The sequence below is a fragment of the Synechococcus sp. W55.2 genome, assembly GCF_047461635.1.
Taxonomy (GTDB): Bacteria; Cyanobacteriota; Cyanobacteriia; order Thermostichales; family Thermostichaceae; genus Thermostichus.
This window is the reverse complement of sequence record NZ_JANSHM010000022.1, coordinates 1-18,274: the sequence shown is the minus strand read 5'-3', so window position 1 is coordinate 18,274 and position 18,274 is coordinate 1. Positions and strand designations below refer to the sequence as shown.

Sequence of the window (18,274 nt, the reverse complement as noted above, 5' to 3'; positions counted from 1 at the left end):
GCTTAGTCCGTGCTTTTCGGATCAGTATCGTAGGGCTTGGTACTCGGATCTGAACTAAGCTGCCAATGTTGCTGCCCAATCCAGGAGGGCGTTCACTGCTTCTAGGTCTTTCGCTTCTGAGTACAACCTCAGCAGAGGCTCGGTGCCGCTGCCGCGAATCATCACCCAACTGCCGTTGGCGAGGGTGAACTTGTGGCCATCTTTGTCGAAATGTTTGATCACCTTCTGCCCCAAAATCTCAAGCGGGGGATCCTTTTGCAGCCGCTGGAAGAGCTGGGTTTGTTGATTTTGATCGGCGAGGTGGAGATCGCGGCGCAGGTAAACAGAGGTGAACCCTTCCCGTTCCTGCAAAGCTCGGTAAAGGGCGCTGAGATCTTGGCCGGTTTCCGTAACCGCTTCGATGAGATAGAGGGCCGAAAGCAGAGCATCCCGCTCGGGAATGTGGCCCAGGTAGCCGATGCCGCCCGATTCCTCTCCACCCAAGAGCACCTGGGTGCTCATCATGCGCTCGGCGATGTACTTAAAGCCCACCGGCATTTCCGTAACCGGTAGGCCATAGTGCTGTGCAACTTTAACAAACAGTTCGGAGCCGCTGATGGTTTTGACAATCTCGCCCCGCAAGCCGCGTCGCCCGGCCAGGTGGTCGATCAAGATGGGGATCAGGATCTGCGGGCTGAGGAAATGGCCTTGCCCATCGAGAGCCGCAATGCGGTCGGCATCCCCATCAAAGACCAAACCCATTTTCAAGGGGGCGGGATCCGCCGCGATGATCTGAGCAGAAGCCTGCAGGTTTTGGGGCAAGGGCTCGGGGGGAAATCCCCCAAACAAGGGATCCCGATGCGCCTGCAACTCAATGACCTTCTCCCCCAAGAGGCGCTTGAGGCCGCCAGCGCCAGAGCCAAACATGACATCCACCCAAATCTTGGCCGGGGATCCCTTGAGCTTTTCCAGATCCACAAAGCGGCTGAGCTGAGCCAGGTAGCCGGGCCAGGGATCCCAGGTGTGGATGGGGGCCTTGTGGGATCCAAGAGGTTGCAGGTGGCGCATATCCTGCTCGATGGCGGCAGTGACTTCCGGCGGCACGGAGCCACCAAATCCTCCCTTGACCTTGAGGCCGGAATAGTGGGGGGGGTTGTGGCTGGCGGTGATCACCAAAGCGCCATGGCAGCCTCGCTCCTTAGCACCCCAGCTAAAGGCCGGCGTTGGGGCCACTGTGGTGGAGAGATAGACCGGGATCCCCAGGCGGGCCACCACCTCAGCAACGTGGGCGGCAAAGCGTTCCGAAAGAAAGCGGTTGTCGTAGCCGACCAGGATCCCTTCGCCGGGGTAGGTGCGGGCCAACACTTGGGCGCTGGCCTGGGCTGCAACGGTCAAGTTTTGGAAAGTAAAGCCATCTGCGATCACGGCTCGCCAGCCGTCGGTGCCAAAACGGATCGGGGTATCGGCCATAGTGGTGTTGCGGTGGGTGCTGCCGCTTCAAGTCATAGCACGAGGCGGGAGTTGCGGGGTTCGGTCTGCTCTCAACTTCTTCGCTTCTTCTCTATCTCTATTGAGATGGGATGTGAGATGGGATGAGATGGGATCCCTCTCGCAGGGGCCGCAGAAGCGGCTAGAGTAACCTGGAAAGCGTTCCGCTCCTGTGTGCCATGACTCAGCAACTGACTCTCGACGGACTGGGATTTGGCTCGGGTGGGGGATCCCGTCTGGGTCGGGTGATTGTGACCGATTTGCAGGGGGAGATGCAGCGCTCCTACCTGGAATACGCCATGAGCGTGATCGTGGGGCGGGCCTTGCCGGATGTGCGGGATGGCCTCAAGCCGGTACACCGCCGCATCCTCTACGCCATGCACGAGCTGGGCCTGACGCCGGATCGCCCCTACCGCAAATGCGCACGGGTGGTGGGGGATGTGCTGGGGAAATATCACCCCCACGGGGATCAGGCAGTTTATGACGCGCTGGTGCGCATGGCACAAGACTTTTCCAGCCGCTATCCTCTGGTGGCGGGACACGGCAACTTCGGCTCTGTGGATGATGACCCGCCGGCAGCTATGCGCTACACGGAGTGTCGGCTGGCGGAGCTGAGCCACACAGCGCTTCTGGAGCAGGTATCGGAAGCGATTGTCGATTTCATGCCCAATTTCGACGGATCCCAGGCGGAGCCCACCGTTCTCCCGGCCCGATTGCCCATTTTGCTGCTCAACGGCTCTTCCGGCATTGCCGTGGGCATGGCCACCAATATCCCACCCCACAACCTGGGGGAAGTGGTGGATGGCCTGTTGGCTTTGATCGACCATCCCGACCTCAGCCCTGAGGAACTGTTGCGGTGGATCCCAGGGCCGGATTTTCCCACCGGCGGCCAAATCTTAGACACCCAAGGGATCCGCGAAGCCTACCTCACCGGGCGCGGTTCCATCACCCTGCGGGGGGTAGCCCGATTTGAGGAGATCCAGCCGGGCAAAGGACGCCACCGGCGGCCTGCTCTAGTCATCAGCGAGTTTCCCTATCAGGTGAACAAAGCCGCCTGGATCGAAAAAGTGGCCGAGCTGGCCAACCAAGACCGCATCAGCGGCATCGCCGATCTGCGGGATGAGTCGGATCGCAGCGGCATTCGCGTGGTGGTGGAGCTCAAGCGAGAAGCCAACCCGCAGGCGGTTTTGCAGCAGTTGTATAAGCTCACCCCTTTGCAAAGCAACTTCGGGGCCATCCTGCTGGCTTTGGTGAACGGGGAACCGCGGCAGCTCAGCCTCAAGGACATCCTGCAGCACTTTTTGCAATTTCGCGAGGCCACCCTCAACCGGATGTTCCGTGCCGAGTTGCAGCAGGTGCAGCGCAAGGCGGAAGAGGTGGCAGGAATGTTGCTGGCGTTGGCGGATCTGGAGGGGGTGATCGAGCTGCTGCGGCAAGCGCCCGATGGCACCACGGCCAAAGCCCAATTACAAACTCGCCTGGGCTGTACCCCCCAGCAGGCAGAGACGATTTTGGCCATGCCTCTGCGTCGCCTGACGGGATTGGAGCGGGAACGGCTGCATCAGGAACATGCCCAGTTGCAGACCCGCATCGAAGAACTGCAGGGGCTACTCAGCGACCGCCGCAAGCTCTTGAACTACCTGAAAAAAGAGCTGCGACACCTGAAAAAGACCTTCGGGGATCCCCGGCGCACCCAGATCCTCTCGGCCTCGGAGCTGGAAGCGGAAGTGGCCCAAATCCCCAGCGGCGAAGAGACGGAAGAGACCCACTTCTTGCTGCAATTCACCCGCAAGGGCTATGTGCGCCGCCTGCCTCTGCCTAGCCGTCGCTCCCGCAGCAACCCGGCGCAACGGGAACTGGGGGAAGATGTGCTGGTCGGCCTGGAATGCGTCACGCTGGAGCAGGAAATCTTGGTGCTCACCGCCGGCGGCAAAGCTTTCACCCTGCCCATCGAAGGGATCCCCCTCAGCACTGGGTCCTCACGGGGGGTGCCTCTGGTTACCCTTCTTCCCAACCCTGAGCCGATCGTCGCCACCTTCACGTTGGCTCCGGATCCGGGCAAGGCAAGTTTGGTGGTGCTCAGCCGGCAGGGGCGGATCAAGCGGCTGGCCCTGGCAGAGTTGATGGGCCTTACCCAACGGGGATCCACCGTCCTAAAGCTAAAAGAGGGAGATGAGCTGGGCTGGGCAGCCCTTTGGGATCCCGGCTGCCAAGGCTACAGCGTTGCTCTGGCGACTTCAGGAGGACGGGTGCTGCGGCTGGATGTCCAACAGATTCCCCTGATGGGTCGAGCGGCTATGGGATCGCCGGCCCTGCGTTTGGGGCGCGCCGAGCGAATAGTTGGTATGGCGCTGCTGCCCCCGCAAGGGATCCTGGTTCTGGCCAGCCGGTCGGGCCACCTGAAGCGCTTGCCCCTGAGCGAGATCCCCATCCTGGAGCGGGGTCAAGTGGGCGTGCCGGCCTTTCACTTCTCCGACCGGGGAGATGGCTTGGCGAGCTTGGTGGGTCTCCCCCCCGATTTGGAGCAGCATCCCCATCTGCAACTGGATGTGCTCACGGAGTCCGAACGGATGTACTCCTTCTCGCCTGCTGACATCCCGCTGCAAAGCCGATCCGGGGACGGATCCCTCCTGGTCAAAGGGGAGCGGGTCAGGGAGTTGCGCCTGTTCTGGCCGCAGTGGCTGCCGGAAGCCGAGGCAGGATAGCTACTGCCGCTAGGACGGAGAGCCTTCCCCAGGCGAGGCAGAATCGGTCGGCGGGAAGCCGGGATCCGTCTCCGGCACTTCGGGATGGCGAACGGGCTTGGGTAGGGTGCCACCTGACCTGATAACCAAACAGCGCACGGTTTGGTGCAGCTCCTCCAGCAAAATGCTAATGGCAGAGCGGAAGTCTCGGTGGTCATCTCGCATTTGCTCCAGCATGGCGCGGATGACTTCCTGACAATCCTTCAGGATGTGCTGCTGCTGGGCAACAATCTGCACCAGTTCGCTTTGTTCCTTGAGCAGCTCCCGCAGACAAGAGCGCAGCTCTTCCACATGGCTCTGCCAAAGAGCCTGTCCTTCCCGCAGCTCCATTACGCTGGTGCGCAAATCGGCGGTCGAGTCTCTCAGGGCTTCGCTGTGGCGGCGCTCGGCTTCCAGTTGCTTTTGCTGCTCCTGCTGCTGCTGCCGCAACTCAGAATTGGCCCGCAAGTTGGCTTCCGCTGCCCTGAGCAATTGAGCCAAGCGGGCCTCGGTAACGGCCCAGCGCTCTTCCGGCGACAGAGATCGACCTCGGCCAATTCGTCTGCAGAAGTACTTCACAGTCGCTGCACCCTATACCCCATTCTCTACACTTTAGACTTTGGTCAAAGCGCCGCAAGACCTCAGCCCAAGAGGAAGCTTGTCCATCGGGCTTTGTCCCGGCTGTTTTTTGGGCTCACCCCATCATAGCCATAATACCGGATGCCGAATCCAGAAGTTCGGAAGGCGAGGCTGCCCCTCTCCAGGGATCCCGGTCGTTCTTCTAGGATGGTGGAGAGTTTGGATAAAAGAAACCATGCCTTCACTTGCAAATCAGGTGGTGCTGATTACTGGTGCCTCTGCTGGAATTGGGGAAGCAGTCGCTCTGGAGGCGGCCAAACGCGGGGCTCGCTTGGTGCTGGCGGCCCGCCGGGAAGGGCTGCTGCGAAACGTCAAAGACTTGGTGGAGAGTCGGGGAGCGGAGGCGCTGGTGGTGCCCACCGACATGGCCGATACGGCCCAGGTGGAGGCGCTGGCCCAAAAGGCTCTGGATCACTTTGGCCGGGTGGATATCCTGGTGAACAACGCCGGCTATGGCCAGATGGGGCCGGTGGAAGAGGTGGATGTGGCGGCCATGCGGCGCCAGTTTGAGGTGAATGTGTTTGGCCTGCATGCTCTCACCCGTGCCCTCTTGCCCCAAATGCGGGAACGGGGCAGTGGCCGCATCCTCAACCTCAGCTCGGTGGCCGGCCAGATGTCGATGCCCTTCAGTGGCGTTTACAACGCAACCAAGTTTGCTGTGGAGGCCCTCAGCGATGCGTTGCGGGTGGAGGTGGCCCCCTTCGGCATCAAGGTCATCTTGATCGAGCCGGGGCCGGTAGCCACCGAGTTTGGCCGCGTGGCGGAAGAAACCTTTGCTGCCGTTGTCAACCCCAATGGCCCCTACAAAGCGATCTTGGACAAGACTGCCGAGCTGGCCAGCTCGTTTAACAAAATGGCCTGGCCGGTGGAGAAGGTGGTGGAGCCGATCTTGAGGGCGATGACGGATCCTCACCCTTCCGACCGCTACACTGCTTTCACAGGGGGCAAGGTGGCGTTGGGGCTGATGCGGCTGCTGCCGGCCTCTCTGGCCGACTCTATGTGGCGGCGCGTCTATGGGCTGGATCGGCTGGGATCCCCCGGCTCGGCCTAATTGCAGGCTGGTGGCGGGCATCGGATGGGGCAGGGATCCCTCAGGAGCTCATCCTTGCGGGGGTAGGGTTGTGCCTTCCAGGAGGGACAGGTTAAGTTTGTTAAAGGACTTTTAATAACCGAGCGTTCTCTTCCCTATGAACAAGCCTCTATCTCCCCAGCGCTGGTTGATCGCCCTCATGCTGGGCTTTTGTCTCTGGCAGGGATCCGGCCTGGTGCTGCAGCCTGCACCCGCCCATGCAGCTTTGGCCTCGGCCCTCACCTACGATCGCTTTTTGCGCTACGTCGAGGAGGGGCGGGTTACGGATGTGCGCCTCACGGACAACAATCTGGTAGCTGAAGTTACGGCTGTGGATCCCCAGACCCAGCATTCCACCCGCTACCGAGTGAACCTGCTGCCCAACACCGTGCCGCAACTGGTGGATCGCCTCACCGAGCAGGGGATCGAAGTGGGCGTGGTGCCCACCCGCAATGGCAGCGCCTTTTGGGCGCTTCTGGGCAACCTGGTGATCCCGCTGTTGTTGTTGGGGGGGTTGTTCTTTTTCCTGCGGCGTGCCGGTGGCGGAGCGGGCGGCCCTGGGCAGGCGATGAACTTCGGCAAATCGCGGGCCCGCTTCCAGATGGAAGCCAAAACCGGCGTTAAGTTCGACGATGTGGCCGGCATCGAAGAGGCCAAAGAAGAATTGCAAGAGGTGGTCACCTTCCTGAAGAAGCCGGAGCGCTTCACAGCGGTGGGGGCCAAGATCCCCAAGGGTGTGTTGTTGGTGGGGCCGCCGGGGACGGGCAAAACCCTTCTGGCCAAGGCCATTGCCGGCGAGGCAGGAGTGCCCTTTTTCAGCCTTTCCGGCTCTGAGTTTGTGGAAATGTTTGTCGGGGTGGGCGCCTCTCGCGTGCGGGATCTCTTCAAGAAGGCCAAGGAGAATGCGCCTTGCATCGTCTTCATCGACGAGATCGACGCGGTGGGCCGGCAGCGGGGGGCTGGCATCGGCGGTGGCAACGACGAACGCGAGCAAACCCTGAACCAGTTGCTCACGGAGATGGACGGCTTTGAGGGCAACACCGGCATTATCGTGATTGCCGCCACCAACCGCCCTGATGTGTTGGATGCCGCTCTCTTGCGTCCGGGCCGCTTCGACCGCCAGGTTACGGTGGATCGGCCCAGTTTCAAGGGGCGCTACGAGATCTTGCGGGTGCATGCCCGCAACAAGAAGCTGGCGGAAGAGGTCAGCCTGGAGGCGATTGCCCGCCGTACCCCCGGCTTTGCCGGTGCGGATCTGGCCAATCTGCTCAATGAAGCGGCCATTTTGGCGGCCCGCCGTCAGCGCATGGCCATCACCAACCAAGACATTGACGATGCCATCGACCGCATCACCATCGGCCTGACCAAGCCCCCGCTGTTGGACGGCAAGAGCAAGCGCCTGATCGCCTACCACGAGTGCGGCCATGCCCTGCTGATGACGCTGCTGCCCCATGCAGATCCCTTGAACAAGGTGACCATCATTCCCCGCTCCGGCGGCGCGGGTGGCTTTGCCCAGCAACTGCCCAACGAAGAGCAGATCGACTCCGGCATGTACAGCCGCGCTTGGCTGCTGGATCGGGTGGTGGTGGGCTTTGGCGGTCGGGCGGCTGAAGAGATCGTCTTCGGCTACTCCGAAGTGACCACCGGAGCCAGCAACGACCTACAGCAGAACACGAATCTGGTGCGGCAGATGGTGACCCGCTTTGGCATGTCCGAGCTGGGGCCCTTGATGTTGGATCCCCCCAACAACGAGGTATTCTTGGGCGGCGGCTGGATGAACCGCGTCGAGTACTCGGAGGATGTGGCCGCCAAGATCGACCGCCAGGTGCGGCAGATCCTGGAGAGCTGCTACCAGAAGGCCAAGCAGATTTTGCTGGAGCACCGCCCTCTGCTGGATCGATTGGCCGATACCTTGGTGGAACGGGAAACCCTGGATGGCGACGAATTCCGGGCGATTGTCTCAGAGTATGTGCCCATCCCGGAGAAGGTCGGCCTGCCCAGTCCACTTGCGGAAGCGGGACGGAGTCCAAAGTTGGTCTAAGGGATCCCATCTCCATTGCCAGATAGACAACTGGGGGGGTTGTTGGGGCTGGATCCCGGCAGCTGCCCCCTTTTCCTCGCGAGTTTTGGGTTGCGTTGGGCTGTCGCATGCTCTCTTCGCTCTCTGCTTTGCCGGTTCACCTTTATCGCTGCCTGAGCTGCGGTCGGGAAGGGTTGACCCAATCACCAGGGCGGGAACAGGGATCCGTGGCAGATCGGGTTTATTGTCCCAGTTGTGGCCAAATTTACCCCATCACCGCTTCTGGGGCTGTGGATTTTATCGGCAGCTCATCGGACCTGCATCTCACGCCGGCCCAAGCCATTGCCCATCTGCCTGGGTTTGCCTGGGGCTACGATCGCCTCTGGCGGCCCTGGGCCCTGTCGCTGCTGACGGGAGAGAGCTTTGGGAGCGAGCGGGAGAGTCAACTGCTGGCCGAGTTGGTGGGGGAGGGGGATCCCATCTTGGATTTGGGCACTGCCGGGGGGTACTGGAGCCGCTTGCTCCTGGCCAAGGATCCACAACGGACGGTGATCGGCCTGGACAATGCAGCAGGGGTATTGGCGGAAGCCGCTCAACAAGCGCAGCCCCACTGGCAGCACTACAGCCTGATGCGGGCTCGGGCTGAACAGCTTCCCCTCGCCTCCGGAACTTTTGGGGCGGTGATCAGCGGGGCCACCTTGAACGAATTGCCTTTGGATCCCTGTTTGCGGGAAATTGCCCGCGTCTTGAAACCGGGAGGGGCCTTTGTCTCGATGCACAGCCAGCAGGTACAGGGATGGGGGCAGATGGTGCAGCAATGGCTGGAAGCCACCGGCCTTCATTTTTTCTCGGAAACCCAGTTGCGCGAGCACCTTCAACAGGTGGGGCTGCAGTTGGAGCGTTATCTCAGCTTGGGTTGGGTGGCCTTTGTGCGGGCAGTGCGCCTCTGATCTGGGCTGGGTTGAGGTGGCCATTCATTGAGTCCAGAGCGGAGCCATCACCCAAATCCAAGTCGCGTCGATCCCCAGCCCTCCTCTTCCACCGGGAGAGGGCCTGGGAGTGAGGGCGAGAGCGCAGGCTAGGGGATCCACTCCAGCCCAACGCCAAAGCTAAACTCCCGATCCAAGGTCGAGTTGCGCAGGCTATAGCGAGCAGAAAGACGAAAGGAAGGGCTAATGGCGTAGGCAGCAGTGAGCTCCGCCAGGGTGGCCTGTCCTTCTTCCGGCTCCTGGGGGGCAACCCAACTGTAGCTGCCGGTCAAATCTACACCTCCCGGAGCCAAGGCCAAAACGGCAAAAGCCCCATAGCTAACTCCGCTGAGGCTGCGGTTCTTTTGTTCCAAAGCCCGATACCCCAGTTGTGGCGCCAGATTAAAACGGGATCCCATGGGGGCCAGAAAGTAACGCATTTCCGACCCGTACTGGCGCACTTCGGGATGTTCGGAAGATTGGCGATAGTCACCGCTGAGGGTGAGGCGATCTCCCAGACGCAAGTCTTGTAGGCTGATTCGCCAGTGAGAAGAGGACTCGAAACCGGCCTGCAAGCGCGTGGGCAAGACAGGGGTGTTGCGGATTTCTTCCAGGAGATGGGGCGGGTTTTGCAGCCAGCGGCGCAACACGGGGCTGCCTTCCAAAAGTTGGCTATCCAAGCCCAAATCCAAAGCGGCTGAGAGCGTGGCTGGCGCCGGATCCTGAATGCTGGCTTGCGTGGAATTGGCCCAAACTGGCCACCCAGGCACCAGTCCAGCCCAGAGGAGCAGCATACCCAGGGGAAGCCCTTTGCCAGACTGTCTCACCGCCTGCAACCCCATGCATCGCGTCCCTACTGTAGCCGCTTTCCGAGGGATTCTCCACGCAGACGGGCAAGGCTGGAGGTGCTCCACAGCGCGGCAACAACACCTCAAAGACGGCCCAGCGACAACAGAAAGCCTAGCTGCTACGGCTGTTGGCAACCACCCGCAAGCGCTCGACCAATTTTTGCAGTTGCCGTTCAAATTGCAGACTTTGCCGCTGTAGCTGACTGACCTTTTCACAGCTATAGAGGACGGTGGTGTGATCTTTTCCCCCAAAGTAGTCGCCAATTTTGGGCAGGCTGAGGTTGGTGTAGTGGCGCATCAAGAACATGGCAATTTGCCGTGCTTGGCTGATGTCGCGCTTGCGGGAGGATCCCAGTAAACTGTCTCGGTCGATGCCGAATTCTTCACAGACCACATCGGTAATCATGTCGGCGGTGATCTCTTTCGGCTCGCTGGGGGGATTGAGGATGGGCTGAATCGTCTCCACGCTCATCGGCAAGCCAGAAATGGAAACATAGGCGACGGCGCGGATCAGGGCACCTTCCAGCTCGCGGATGTTGCTGGTGTAGGTGGTGGCAATGTACTCGATCACGTCGGCGGGCAAGTTCATCCCCTCGTACTCGGCTTTCTTCTTGAGAATGGCCATGCGGGTTTCGATATCGGGCGATTGAATTTCCGCAATCAAACCCATGGAGAAACGAGAACAAAGCCGCTCCTGCAGACGCGGGATCAGATGAGGAGAGCGGTCGGCGGCCAGTACGATCTGTTTGCCGGACTCGTGCAGCGTATTAAAGGTGTGAAAAAACTCCTCTTGGGTGTACTCTTTGCCTTCGATAAATTGAACGTCATCCACCAATAAAATATCCACATCCCGATAGTGCTCCCGGAAAGACTGCATGCTGTCTCGCCGGATGGCATCGATTAAATCGTTGGTAAACCGTTCGGTGGACACGTAGAAGACCTTGGCGCGTGAATTGGCCTCCAGTTGGTAGTGGCCAATGGCCTGCATCAGGTGGGTTTTGCCCAGACCCACCCCACCGCAGAGAAACAGGGGGTTGTAGGCGCGCCCAGGCTTGTCGGCCACAGCCAGAGCTGCAGCGTGAGCCATGCGGTTGTTGGGGCCAACCACAAACCGCGAGAAGGAATACTTGGGGTTGAGATCCGGCGCCCGCATGGGCAGGCTGCCGCCGACTTCCAGTCCTAGGGTGGTGGAGGCAGGTAAGCTGCCGGCTCTGCCCGATGTTGGGGAAATCGCCCTTGAAGGGGGTTCTGCCTCGACAGAAGCGTGGGGGGAAACGGAAAACTCCACCTGCAAAGGGATCCCGGCTACCCGCTGCACCACCTCGGTGATGGTGGAAGCGTAGTGCTTCTGCAGCCAGCCCCGTGCCCATTCGCTGGGGGTACAGATGGTGAGGCGGTTGTCCACCAACGATTCAGCCCGCGCCGTTTTGATCCAAGCCTCAAAGGTTGGGCGGCTGAGCTGCACCTGCAGATGACACAGGGCTTCATCCCAGAGCTGATCCAGGGAAATATCCACACCACACACTCAGAGCGACACAGCAGAAGCCCAGAGGAAACAGCGGCGGCTTCCTCGACAGGAGCTTCGGGATTCCCAATTTAACTGCTCGGCGCGGGGTAGCCAATCTAGCAATTTTCCATTGAGTCTGCTAAGATTAAGCGTCTACGATCAGTTTCAAGCGGGCTAATTTCGGTCTGGTCAGCTCTGGCAAATGATCTTGGATTCATAAGTTGGCTTCTCACCATGACTCAGCGTACCCTTCGTGGCACCAATCGCAGACGCATTCGGGTTTCTGGGTTTCGGGCCAGAATGCGAACGGCAACTGGGCGTCAGGTCTTGCGGCGACGGCGGGCCAAGGGGCGTTATCGCCTGGCGGTTTCCTAAGCCCTTTGGTCAGAGATTTGATTTGTCTTGGTTTTTTGGAGCGTTGCAGCCCAAAACTCGCTGACTTCTGGGGCAGACTCTCCTCGGTGCCCAATGTTGCCGGCTCCTCATCGATTGCGGGACCGACGAGCTTTTCAGGCGCTCTACCAGGGGGGCCAACGTCGTTCCGGTGCAGGCTTGACCCTGCTGTTTCAGCCGATGCCCGCAGGGTGCGAAGGGATCCCTAGCCAAGTGGGGCTGGTGATCGGCAGAAAGGTGAGCAAATCTGCCGTAAAGCGGAATCGGCTGCGCCGCCAGTTGCGAGAAATCTTGCGCCCCCTGTGCCCAAACCTGAAACCCGGATACCGGCTGCTGTTTATCTCCAAGGCAAACTTACTGACCTACCGCTGGCCGGAGCTGAGGGCGGAGGTGCATCGTCTTCTCCAAAAGGCCGACCTGCTCGTCAGCACAGATGCGGATCCCAGGCTGTCCTAGAGACCTAGGCTGCACAGGTTTTTGCTACCCATGCTAGCCTGTTGCCATCATCTGCCGGTGGTCACGCTAGATATGGGGTGTCATGTACGTCAAGCGGATTGAGCTGACCCGATTTAAGTCCTTTGGTAGCACAACCTCGATACCCCTGTTGCCGGGGTTCACGGTTATTTCTGGCCCCAATGGCTCCGGCAAGTCCAACATCCTGGATGGGATCCTGTTTGCGCTGGGGTTATCGTCCTCGCGAGGGATGCGGGCAGAAAGGCTGTTGGATCTGGTGCATTCCGGCAGCCTCAACGGCAATCGGCAGGTGGAAACCCACGTTTCCGTCACCTTTGAGCTGGGGCCAGGAGAAGATGGCCAGCCCAGGGAATGGAAAGTCAGTCGCCGGCTGCGGGTCAGGCCCGGAAAGGCTGAGGAGCTCGCCCGCGATAGTGGGACGGAGTCCTTTTCTCTCCCCTACACCAGCACCTTTTATATCAACGATGTGCCCTGTACCCTGAGCGAGCTGCACGAACAACTGGAGGCGATGCACATCTACCCCAACGGCTACAACGTCGTTTTACAGGGGGATGTCACCAGTATCATTTCCATGCACCCCAAGGAACGGCGGCAGATCATCGACGAATTGGCGGGGGTGGCCACCTTCGACCGCAAGATCGCCCAGGCCAACAGCAAGCTGGAGGCGGTGCGGGAACAAATTGAGCGTTTTCGGCTCATCGAACAGGAATGGCAAGCCCAGGGAGAACGGCTGCTCAAAGAGAGCGAAAAGGCCCAACACTATCAGCAACTGCGGCTGCAGCTGCAAACGCTGGGGCAGCAGCAACAGGTGTTGCTTTGGCGGCATTTGCAAGTCCAAGTGGAAGAAACCCAGGCGGCCATTCAGCGGTTTCTGGAAACTCAGGAGCAGGCCACTGCTCAGGTGCAGACCTTGAACGATCATTTGCAACAGGCCGAAGCCGCCCTGGCCGAGTTGCAAAGCCGCATCCACGCCCTTGGAGAGGAGGAATACCTGCACCTGCAAGCCCAGATTGCCGCCGCCGAAGCACAGCGGCAACAGGTCAGCCGACAGATCGCAGCCTGGCAGGAGGAGATCGAGCAAGCGCAGCGCCTACATCAGGAGTGCCAAGCCCAACAGCAGCATCTGCAGGCGGAGCTGGAACACCTGCACAGCCAACAAGAGCAACTGGCCCAAGCCCAGGGATCCCTGCAGGCCCAGGTTCAGAAAGCCCAAATTAGCTTGGAACAGAGCCGCGAACAGCTGCGCGCCCTAGCCCAATCCGCTGATGCCTGGGTGAAACAGCAGCGCTACCTCACCCGCCACATTGAGGAACTCCGCGCTGAACAGGAGCCTCTCCAACAGGAGCAAATTCGCCTGCAAGAGCGACAACGGCAACTGGAACGACAAAGCCAAGAGATCCAAGCGGAGATTGCCCAGATCGAGGCGTGGCTGGGATCCCACCTGGCCCTCACCGCCGAGCTGGAACACACTTGCCGACAGTCGGAAGCTCAGGTTCAAACTTTGGCCCAAGAGCTGGCCCAACTGCAGGCCAGCCTGGAGTTGGATCGCGCCACCCACGAACGCCTGGCCGCCGAGCTGCACGCCAAGCAGCGGCAACTGGACAAATGGGAAACCCGCCGCCAAGTGTTGCAAGAATCCCAGGGATCCCGAGCGACCCAAGCCATCCTGAGTGCCCGTCTGCCGGGGGTTTTGGGGTTGGTGGCCCAGTTGGGGCAGGTGGATCCCCAGTATCAACTGGCCCTGGAGGTTGCAGCAGGCAACCGGCTGCACTTTGTGGTGGTGGAGGATGACACCGTGGCCGTGAGCGCCGTCAACTTTTTGAAACGGGAAAAAGCCGGACGCGCCACCTTTTTGCCCTTGAATAAGCTCCAGCCCACCCGCCCCCCCAGCCCCCTGAAATTGGACGGCCTGATCGACTACGCCATTCGTTTGGTGCGTTTTGAAGAGCGCTACCGGGATGTTTTCGGCTTTGTGTTCGGCTCCACCCTGGTTTTCCAAAGCCTAGAGCTGGCCCAGCCCCACATCGGCAAGCACCGCATGGTTACTCTGGAAGGGGAGCTGTTGGAAACTTCGGGCGCCATGACCGGCGGCAGCGCCCCCCAGCGAGCTGGGATCCACTTTTCTGCCGGCGAACCTTCCGAGGAGGCCGCCTTGCGCTCCCGCTTGGCCGAGCTGGAGGAACTGCTGGCCGCCCTCACCCTGCGCCTACAAGCAGCCCAAGCCCGCGAAAAACAACTGGCCCAAGCCCTGCTCCTGGCTCGCCAAGACGCCCTGCAAGCCCAGCAATATCTGGAGCGGCACCAAGCCGACTGCCAAAAGCAACAGGCCCGCCTGCAACACCTGCAGGGATCCCTGGCGCAAAGGCAAAGCGAAAGCCACCAGATCCAGCAGCGGCTCCAGCAGATTCAACTGCGCTGGGATCCCTTGCAACAGCGCCTAGCCGATCTCGCCCTCAAGCTCAGCCAACTGGAGGGATCCCCGGTGAACCAGCATTGGCAGCAACTGCAGCAGGCGGTGCAGCAGCAAGAAAGTCGCTTGGCAGAGCTGCAGCAGCAACTGACCCAACTGGAGCGGCAACAGCAGGAGAACTCCGGCCAACAACACCTGAAACAGGCCCAAATCCAGCACCACCAGGAGCGCCTGCAGGAGAGCAAACAGCGCCAAGCCTATCTGCAGGAGCAAATCGTCCAAGCCCAAGCCACCCTTGGCCAAATCCAGCAACACCTTGCCGAGCAACGGCAACAGATGAGCCAGATCGAGGCCCGACTTTCCCACCTGCGCCAAGAGCGGGATCGGCAAGAATTCCAATTGCGGGCCCAACAACAGCAAATCCAACGCCTGGAGTGGGAACGCTACAACGCCCTCACCCAACAACAGGAAAAAGAGGCTCTGCTGGCCCAACTGCAAACCCAACTGCAAGCGGTGGTTCAAGAGCTGCCGGATCCGCTGCCCGACTTGCCCGCCACCCTGACCTTAGACGAGCTGCAGCGGCAAAAACGCAAAATCGAAGAGCAATTGCGATCCCTGGAGCCGGTAAACATGCTGGCCATTGCCGAATACGAACAGACCCAAGCTCGCCTGCGGGATCTCAGCGCCAAACTGGAAACCCTGCACCAAGAGCGCACCGAGTTGTTGCTGCGCATCGAGAACTTTTCCACCCTGCGTCGGCAAGCCTTCTTGGATGCCTTTCATGCCGTCAACGGCCATTTTCAAACCATCTTTGCCCAACTTTCCGATGGGGATGGTCATTTGGAATTGGAAAACCCAGAGGATCCCTTCGCAGGCGGTCTAACCTTGGTGGCCCACCCCAAAGGTAAGCCGGTGCGCCGTCTCAGCGCCATGTCGGGAGGAGAAAAATCCTTGACAGCCCTCAGCTTTATTTTTGCTCTGCAGCGATTCCGCCCTTCCAGCTTTTACGCCTTTGATGAAGTAGATATGTTTTTGGACGGGGCCAATGTGGAAAAATTGGCCAATATGATCTGGCAGCAATCTCGTCAGGCGCAGTTTTTGGTGGTCAGTTTACGCCGCCCGATGATCGAAAAAGCTGAGCACACCATTGGTGTAACCCAGGCCCGCGGTGCATACACTCAGGTGATTGGCCTGACCAAACTCGCCCCTCACCCCAGTTAAGATGTGGCTTGGTTAAGAGCAGAGGGCAAATCCTGAGGTCCCATTAGACTCATTCTAAGAATGGTTTAGGAGTGTCCAAACGCCTGCCATGGTTGCTCTGACTCTGAATCTATCCCCCCTGACAACCCTGAGCCGAGCAGATTTTATTCGGCTTTGTGCCGCCAATCCTGACCTGAAGCTGGAGCGTACCGCTCAAGGAGAATTGGTTATCATGTCTCCAACCGGCGGGGAAACCGGCCACTGGAATGCCGAAATCACCACAGACTTAACCCTTTGGAATCGGCAATCGGGCCGAGGGAAAAGCTTTGATTCTTCCACCGGATTTTCCTTGCCTTCAGGCAGCGACCGCTCCCCTGATTTGGCCTGGATCCCGATTGAAAAGTGGGAAGCTTTGGATCCCTCAGTCCGTCAAGGATTTTTGCCCTTGTGCCCCGATTTTGTGGTGGAGATCCTCTCGCCCACCGATTCTTGGATTCAAACTCAGGCCAAGATGCAAGAATACATGGACAACGGCTGCCGGCTGGGGTGGCTGCTGGATCCCAAGGCCAAGCGGGTGATGATCTACCGACAAGGGCAAGCGCCGGAATTGGTCGAGGATCCGGAAACCCTATCAGGAGAGGACGTGCTGCCGGGCTTCACCTTGCCCATTCGCAAGATCTGGTCGGCTTGATATGAGTAGCTTTCACGGATTTACGATCCCTGATACAGCTTTTTTCCACACCCTTAACCCAGCCAACTCTGATGGATCTCTTGCATGACAGGGATCCCACGCAATTGCAGAACTCTCCCAACCTTGGAAACAGCTGCAGTAAAAATGTTGAGCGATAGGCCAAAAACAGGCGGAGTCACACTACCATGGCTGCTCTGACTCTGAATCTATCTCCCCTGATAACCCTCAGCCGAGCAGATTTTATCCGGCTTTGTGCCGCCAATCCTGAGCTGAAGCTGGAGCGTACTGCCCAAGGAGAACTGGTCATCATGTCTCCAACCGGTGGGGAAACGGGCAATCTTAACTTTGAAATTGCCGGGGAAGTTTATGTTTGGAATCGGCAATCGGGCCGAGGGAAAAGCTTTGATTCTTCCACCGGATTTTCCTTGCCTTCAGGCAGCGACCGCTCCCCTGATTTGGCCTGGATCCCGATTGAAAAGTGGGAAGCTTTGGATCCCTCAGTCCGTCAAGGATTTTTGCCCTTGTGCCCCGATTTTGTGGTGGAGATCCTCTCGCCCACCGATTCTTGGATTCAAACTCAGGCCAAGATGCAAGAATACATGGACAACGGCTGCCGGCTGGGGTGGCTGCTGGATCCCAAGGCCAAGCGGGTGATGATCTACCGACAAGGGCAAGCGCCGGAATTGGTCGAAGATCCGGAAACCTTATCGGGAGAGGACGTGCTGCCGGGCTTCACCTTGCCCATCCGCAAGATCTGGTCCACCTGACATTCTACGGTCGTTTTATAGTCATTTTAGACAGGAATGAAACATTTCTGTTGTATTGTGTATTGGTTCCTAACTCCCCTCTCCCAAAGGGAGAGGGGCTGGGAGTGGTCGCAGAAGCTGCACGGAATGCTTGAGGAGTGTCTCAATCTAGTTTGGAATGACTATAGTCCTCAGATTGGGGTCTTTCGCGCAATTCTGGCGAGACCGGGATCTTGGCCAGGCTGGATAAGGCCCACCGATGCCTTTTGCACCTGCTGGACTTCTTGCAAAAGCTGCAAGTAAAAAGTCCGTCGTTCCCAATCCAGATCTCGGAGCCCACAGCCCGGCTCTCGATGGTGCAGGCAATCGCGAAACTGACAGACGCCCAAGCGATCCCTTACTTCGGGGAAGCACCGTATCAACTGCAAAGGATGCACCGGCGGGATCCCTTCGCCAGCATTGAATCCCGGCGAATCGGCGATCCAACCGCCTTCCGGCAAAGGAAACAGCTCCACATGGCGGGTGGTGTGCCGACCATGGCCCAAACGTCTGGAGACGGCCTGAGTGGCCAGCCGAACGTCCGGCAGCAGCCGATTGAGCAAGCTGGATTTGCCCACCCCGGAAGGGCCTGTCACCACCGAGATCTGATCTCGACAGCACTGTTGCAACTGGGGGATCCCAGCTTGGGTGTGGGCACTGACCAACAGAGGCTCATATCCCCACCTCTGCAGACGCTCCACCCAAGTTGTCGCCACTTCTGGATCCACGCAGTCGCATTTGTTCAACACCACCTGAACCCGCAGTTGGCTGGCCTCGGCTTGCACCAGCAGACGACTGAGGGCGTTGGGCTCAGGGTCGGGCTCGGCCAGGGCCACCACCACCAGAACTTGGGTCGCGTTGGCAATAGCGGGTCGAGGCAGCTGAGTGCGCCGCGGCAGGATCGCCTCGATCACCCCCCGCTCCGGCCAGAGGTCGGCGGCAGCAGGCGGCAAGCGCACCTCCACCCAGTCACACACCATAACCAGCTTACCAATTTTTTTCAGATTGGCCCGACTGGTAAAGAGACAGTCACTAATACACATCAGACGCTGCCGACGAAGAGCAAAGTGTAGATCTCGG

The 18,274-nt window shown here is 59.6% G+C and carries 14 protein-coding genes; 9 read left to right on the top strand and 5 right to left on the bottom strand.

Going from position 1 to position 18,274, the window contains the following annotated elements; genetic code table 11:
* Positions 1-54 precede the first annotated feature (54 nt).
* Positions 55-1,449, bottom strand: a complete 1,395-nt coding sequence (locus tag NW828_RS06375) for a phosphoglucomutase/phosphomannomutase family protein (RefSeq protein ID WP_414382567.1) — start codon at positions 1,447-1,449, stop codon at positions 55-57.
* A 197-nt stretch (positions 1,450-1,646) separates the two neighbouring features.
* Between NW828_RS06375 and NW828_RS06370 the strand changes: the two genes are divergently transcribed.
* Positions 1,647-4,172: a DNA gyrase/topoisomerase IV subunit A gene (locus tag NW828_RS06370; protein ID WP_414382564.1), complete on the top strand. Its 2,526-nt coding sequence runs from the start codon at positions 1,647-1,649 to the stop codon at positions 4,170-4,172.
* 9 nt (positions 4,173-4,181) lie between these two features.
* Here NW828_RS06370 and NW828_RS06365 read toward each other — a convergent pair whose 3' ends face one another.
* Complete coding sequence (locus NW828_RS06365) at positions 4,182-4,769, bottom strand: hypothetical protein (protein ID WP_414382562.1); 588 nt, start codon at positions 4,767-4,769, stop codon at positions 4,182-4,184.
* Between the two features lie 235 nt (positions 4,770-5,004).
* On the opposite strand from NW828_RS06365, the gene NW828_RS06360 reads away from it, so the two are divergent.
* The 3 genes from NW828_RS06360 (at position 5,005) to NW828_RS06350 (ending at position 8,868) form a co-directional block, all read left to right on the top strand.
* On the top strand, positions 5,005-5,880 hold the full coding sequence (locus NW828_RS06360) for an SDR family NAD(P)-dependent oxidoreductase (RefSeq protein ID WP_414382559.1): 876 nt from the start codon (positions 5,005-5,007) through the stop codon (positions 5,878-5,880).
* A gap of 136 nt (positions 5,881-6,016) precedes the next feature.
* On the top strand, positions 6,017-7,939 hold the full coding sequence (gene ftsH / locus NW828_RS06355) for an ATP-dependent zinc metalloprotease FtsH (protein WP_414382556.1): 1,923 nt from the start codon (positions 6,017-6,019) through the stop codon (positions 7,937-7,939).
* Positions 7,940-8,046: 107 nt separating this feature from the next.
* Positions 8,047-8,868 carry a class I SAM-dependent methyltransferase gene (locus tag NW828_RS06350; protein WP_414342194.1) on the top strand — a complete coding sequence of 274 codons (822 nt, stop codon included), beginning with the start codon at positions 8,047-8,049 and terminating at the stop codon, positions 8,866-8,868.
* A 128-nt stretch (positions 8,869-8,996) separates the two neighbouring features.
* On the opposite strand, the gene NW828_RS06345 is transcribed toward NW828_RS06350, so the two are convergent.
* Together NW828_RS06345 and dnaA are read right to left on the bottom strand one after the other, a co-directional pair.
* Positions 8,997-9,680, bottom strand: a complete 684-nt coding sequence (locus tag NW828_RS06345) for a hypothetical protein (protein ID WP_148202667.1) — start codon at positions 9,678-9,680, stop codon at positions 8,997-8,999.
* A gap of 166 nt (positions 9,681-9,846) precedes the next feature.
* Entirely contained in the window at positions 9,847-11,250 is a 1,404-nt protein-coding gene (gene dnaA, locus NW828_RS06340) for a chromosomal replication initiator protein DnaA (RefSeq protein WP_414382552.1), read from the bottom strand.
* Positions 11,251-11,475: 225 nt separating this feature from the next.
* Here dnaA and rpmH point away from each other — a divergent pair, with 225 nt between their 5' ends.
* The 5 genes from rpmH (at position 11,476) to NW828_RS06315 (ending at position 17,176) form a co-directional block, all read left to right on the top strand.
* A complete protein-coding gene (rpmH, locus tag NW828_RS06335; RefSeq protein WP_011434477.1) occupies positions 11,476-11,616 on the top strand; it encodes a 50S ribosomal protein L34 in 141 nt (46 codons plus the stop codon).
* Between the two features lie 93 nt (positions 11,617-11,709).
* Positions 11,710-12,090, top strand: a complete 381-nt coding sequence (rnpA, locus tag NW828_RS06330; protein ID WP_414342200.1) for a ribonuclease P protein component — start codon at positions 11,710-11,712, stop codon at positions 12,088-12,090.
* 82 nt (positions 12,091-12,172) lie between these two features.
* Positions 12,173-15,739 (top strand): chromosome segregation protein SMC, encoded by a 3,567-nt coding sequence (smc, locus tag NW828_RS06325; protein WP_414382549.1) that lies wholly within the window; start codon positions 12,173-12,175, stop codon positions 15,737-15,739.
* Between the two features lie 88 nt (positions 15,740-15,827).
* Positions 15,828-16,409, top strand: a complete 582-nt coding sequence (locus tag NW828_RS06320) for a Uma2 family endonuclease (RefSeq protein ID WP_011434474.1) — start codon at positions 15,828-15,830, stop codon at positions 16,407-16,409.
* Between the two features lie 185 nt (positions 16,410-16,594).
* Positions 16,595-17,176 carry a Uma2 family endonuclease gene (locus tag NW828_RS06315; RefSeq protein WP_414382545.1) on the top strand — a complete coding sequence of 194 codons (582 nt, stop codon included), beginning with the start codon at positions 16,595-16,597 and terminating at the stop codon, positions 17,174-17,176.
* 170 nt (positions 17,177-17,346) lie between these two features.
* On the opposite strand, the gene rsgA is transcribed toward NW828_RS06315, so the two are convergent.
* The coding region (rsgA, locus tag NW828_RS06310; RefSeq protein ID WP_414382543.1) for a ribosome small subunit-dependent GTPase A at positions 17,347-18,274 on the bottom strand (928 nt) is incomplete at its 5' end.

Bases quoted from the DNA above. Each gene is read 5' to 3' on its own strand.
- NW828_RS06375 (WP_414382567.1), bottom strand. From the start codon at position 1,449: ATGGCCGATACCCCGATCCGTTTTGGCACCGACGGCTGGCGAGCCGTG.
- NW828_RS06370 (WP_414382564.1), top strand. From the start codon at position 1,647: ATGACTCAGCAACTGACTCTCGACGGACTGGGATTTGGCTCGGGTGGG.
- NW828_RS06360 (WP_414382559.1), top strand. From the start codon at position 5,005: ATGCCTTCACTTGCAAATCAGGTGGTGCTGATTACTGGTGCCTCTGCT.
- ftsH (WP_414382556.1), top strand. From the start codon at position 6,017: ATGAACAAGCCTCTATCTCCCCAGCGCTGGTTGATCGCCCTCATGCTG.
- NW828_RS06350 (WP_414342194.1), top strand. From the start codon at position 8,047: ATGCTCTCTTCGCTCTCTGCTTTGCCGGTTCACCTTTATCGCTGCCTG.
- NW828_RS06345 (WP_148202667.1), bottom strand. From the start codon at position 9,680: ATGCTGCTCCTCTGGGCTGGACTGGTGCCTGGGTGGCCAGTTTGGGCC.
- rpmH (WP_011434477.1), top strand. From the start codon at position 11,476: ATGACTCAGCGTACCCTTCGTGGCACCAATCGCAGACGCATTCGGGTT.
- rnpA (WP_414342200.1), top strand. From the start codon at position 11,710: ATGTTGCCGGCTCCTCATCGATTGCGGGACCGACGAGCTTTTCAGGCG.
- smc (WP_414382549.1), top strand. From the start codon at position 12,173: ATGTACGTCAAGCGGATTGAGCTGACCCGATTTAAGTCCTTTGGTAGC.
- NW828_RS06320 (WP_011434474.1), top strand. From the start codon at position 15,828: ATGGTTGCTCTGACTCTGAATCTATCCCCCCTGACAACCCTGAGCCGA.
- NW828_RS06315 (WP_414382545.1), top strand. From the start codon at position 16,595: ATGGCTGCTCTGACTCTGAATCTATCTCCCCTGATAACCCTCAGCCGA.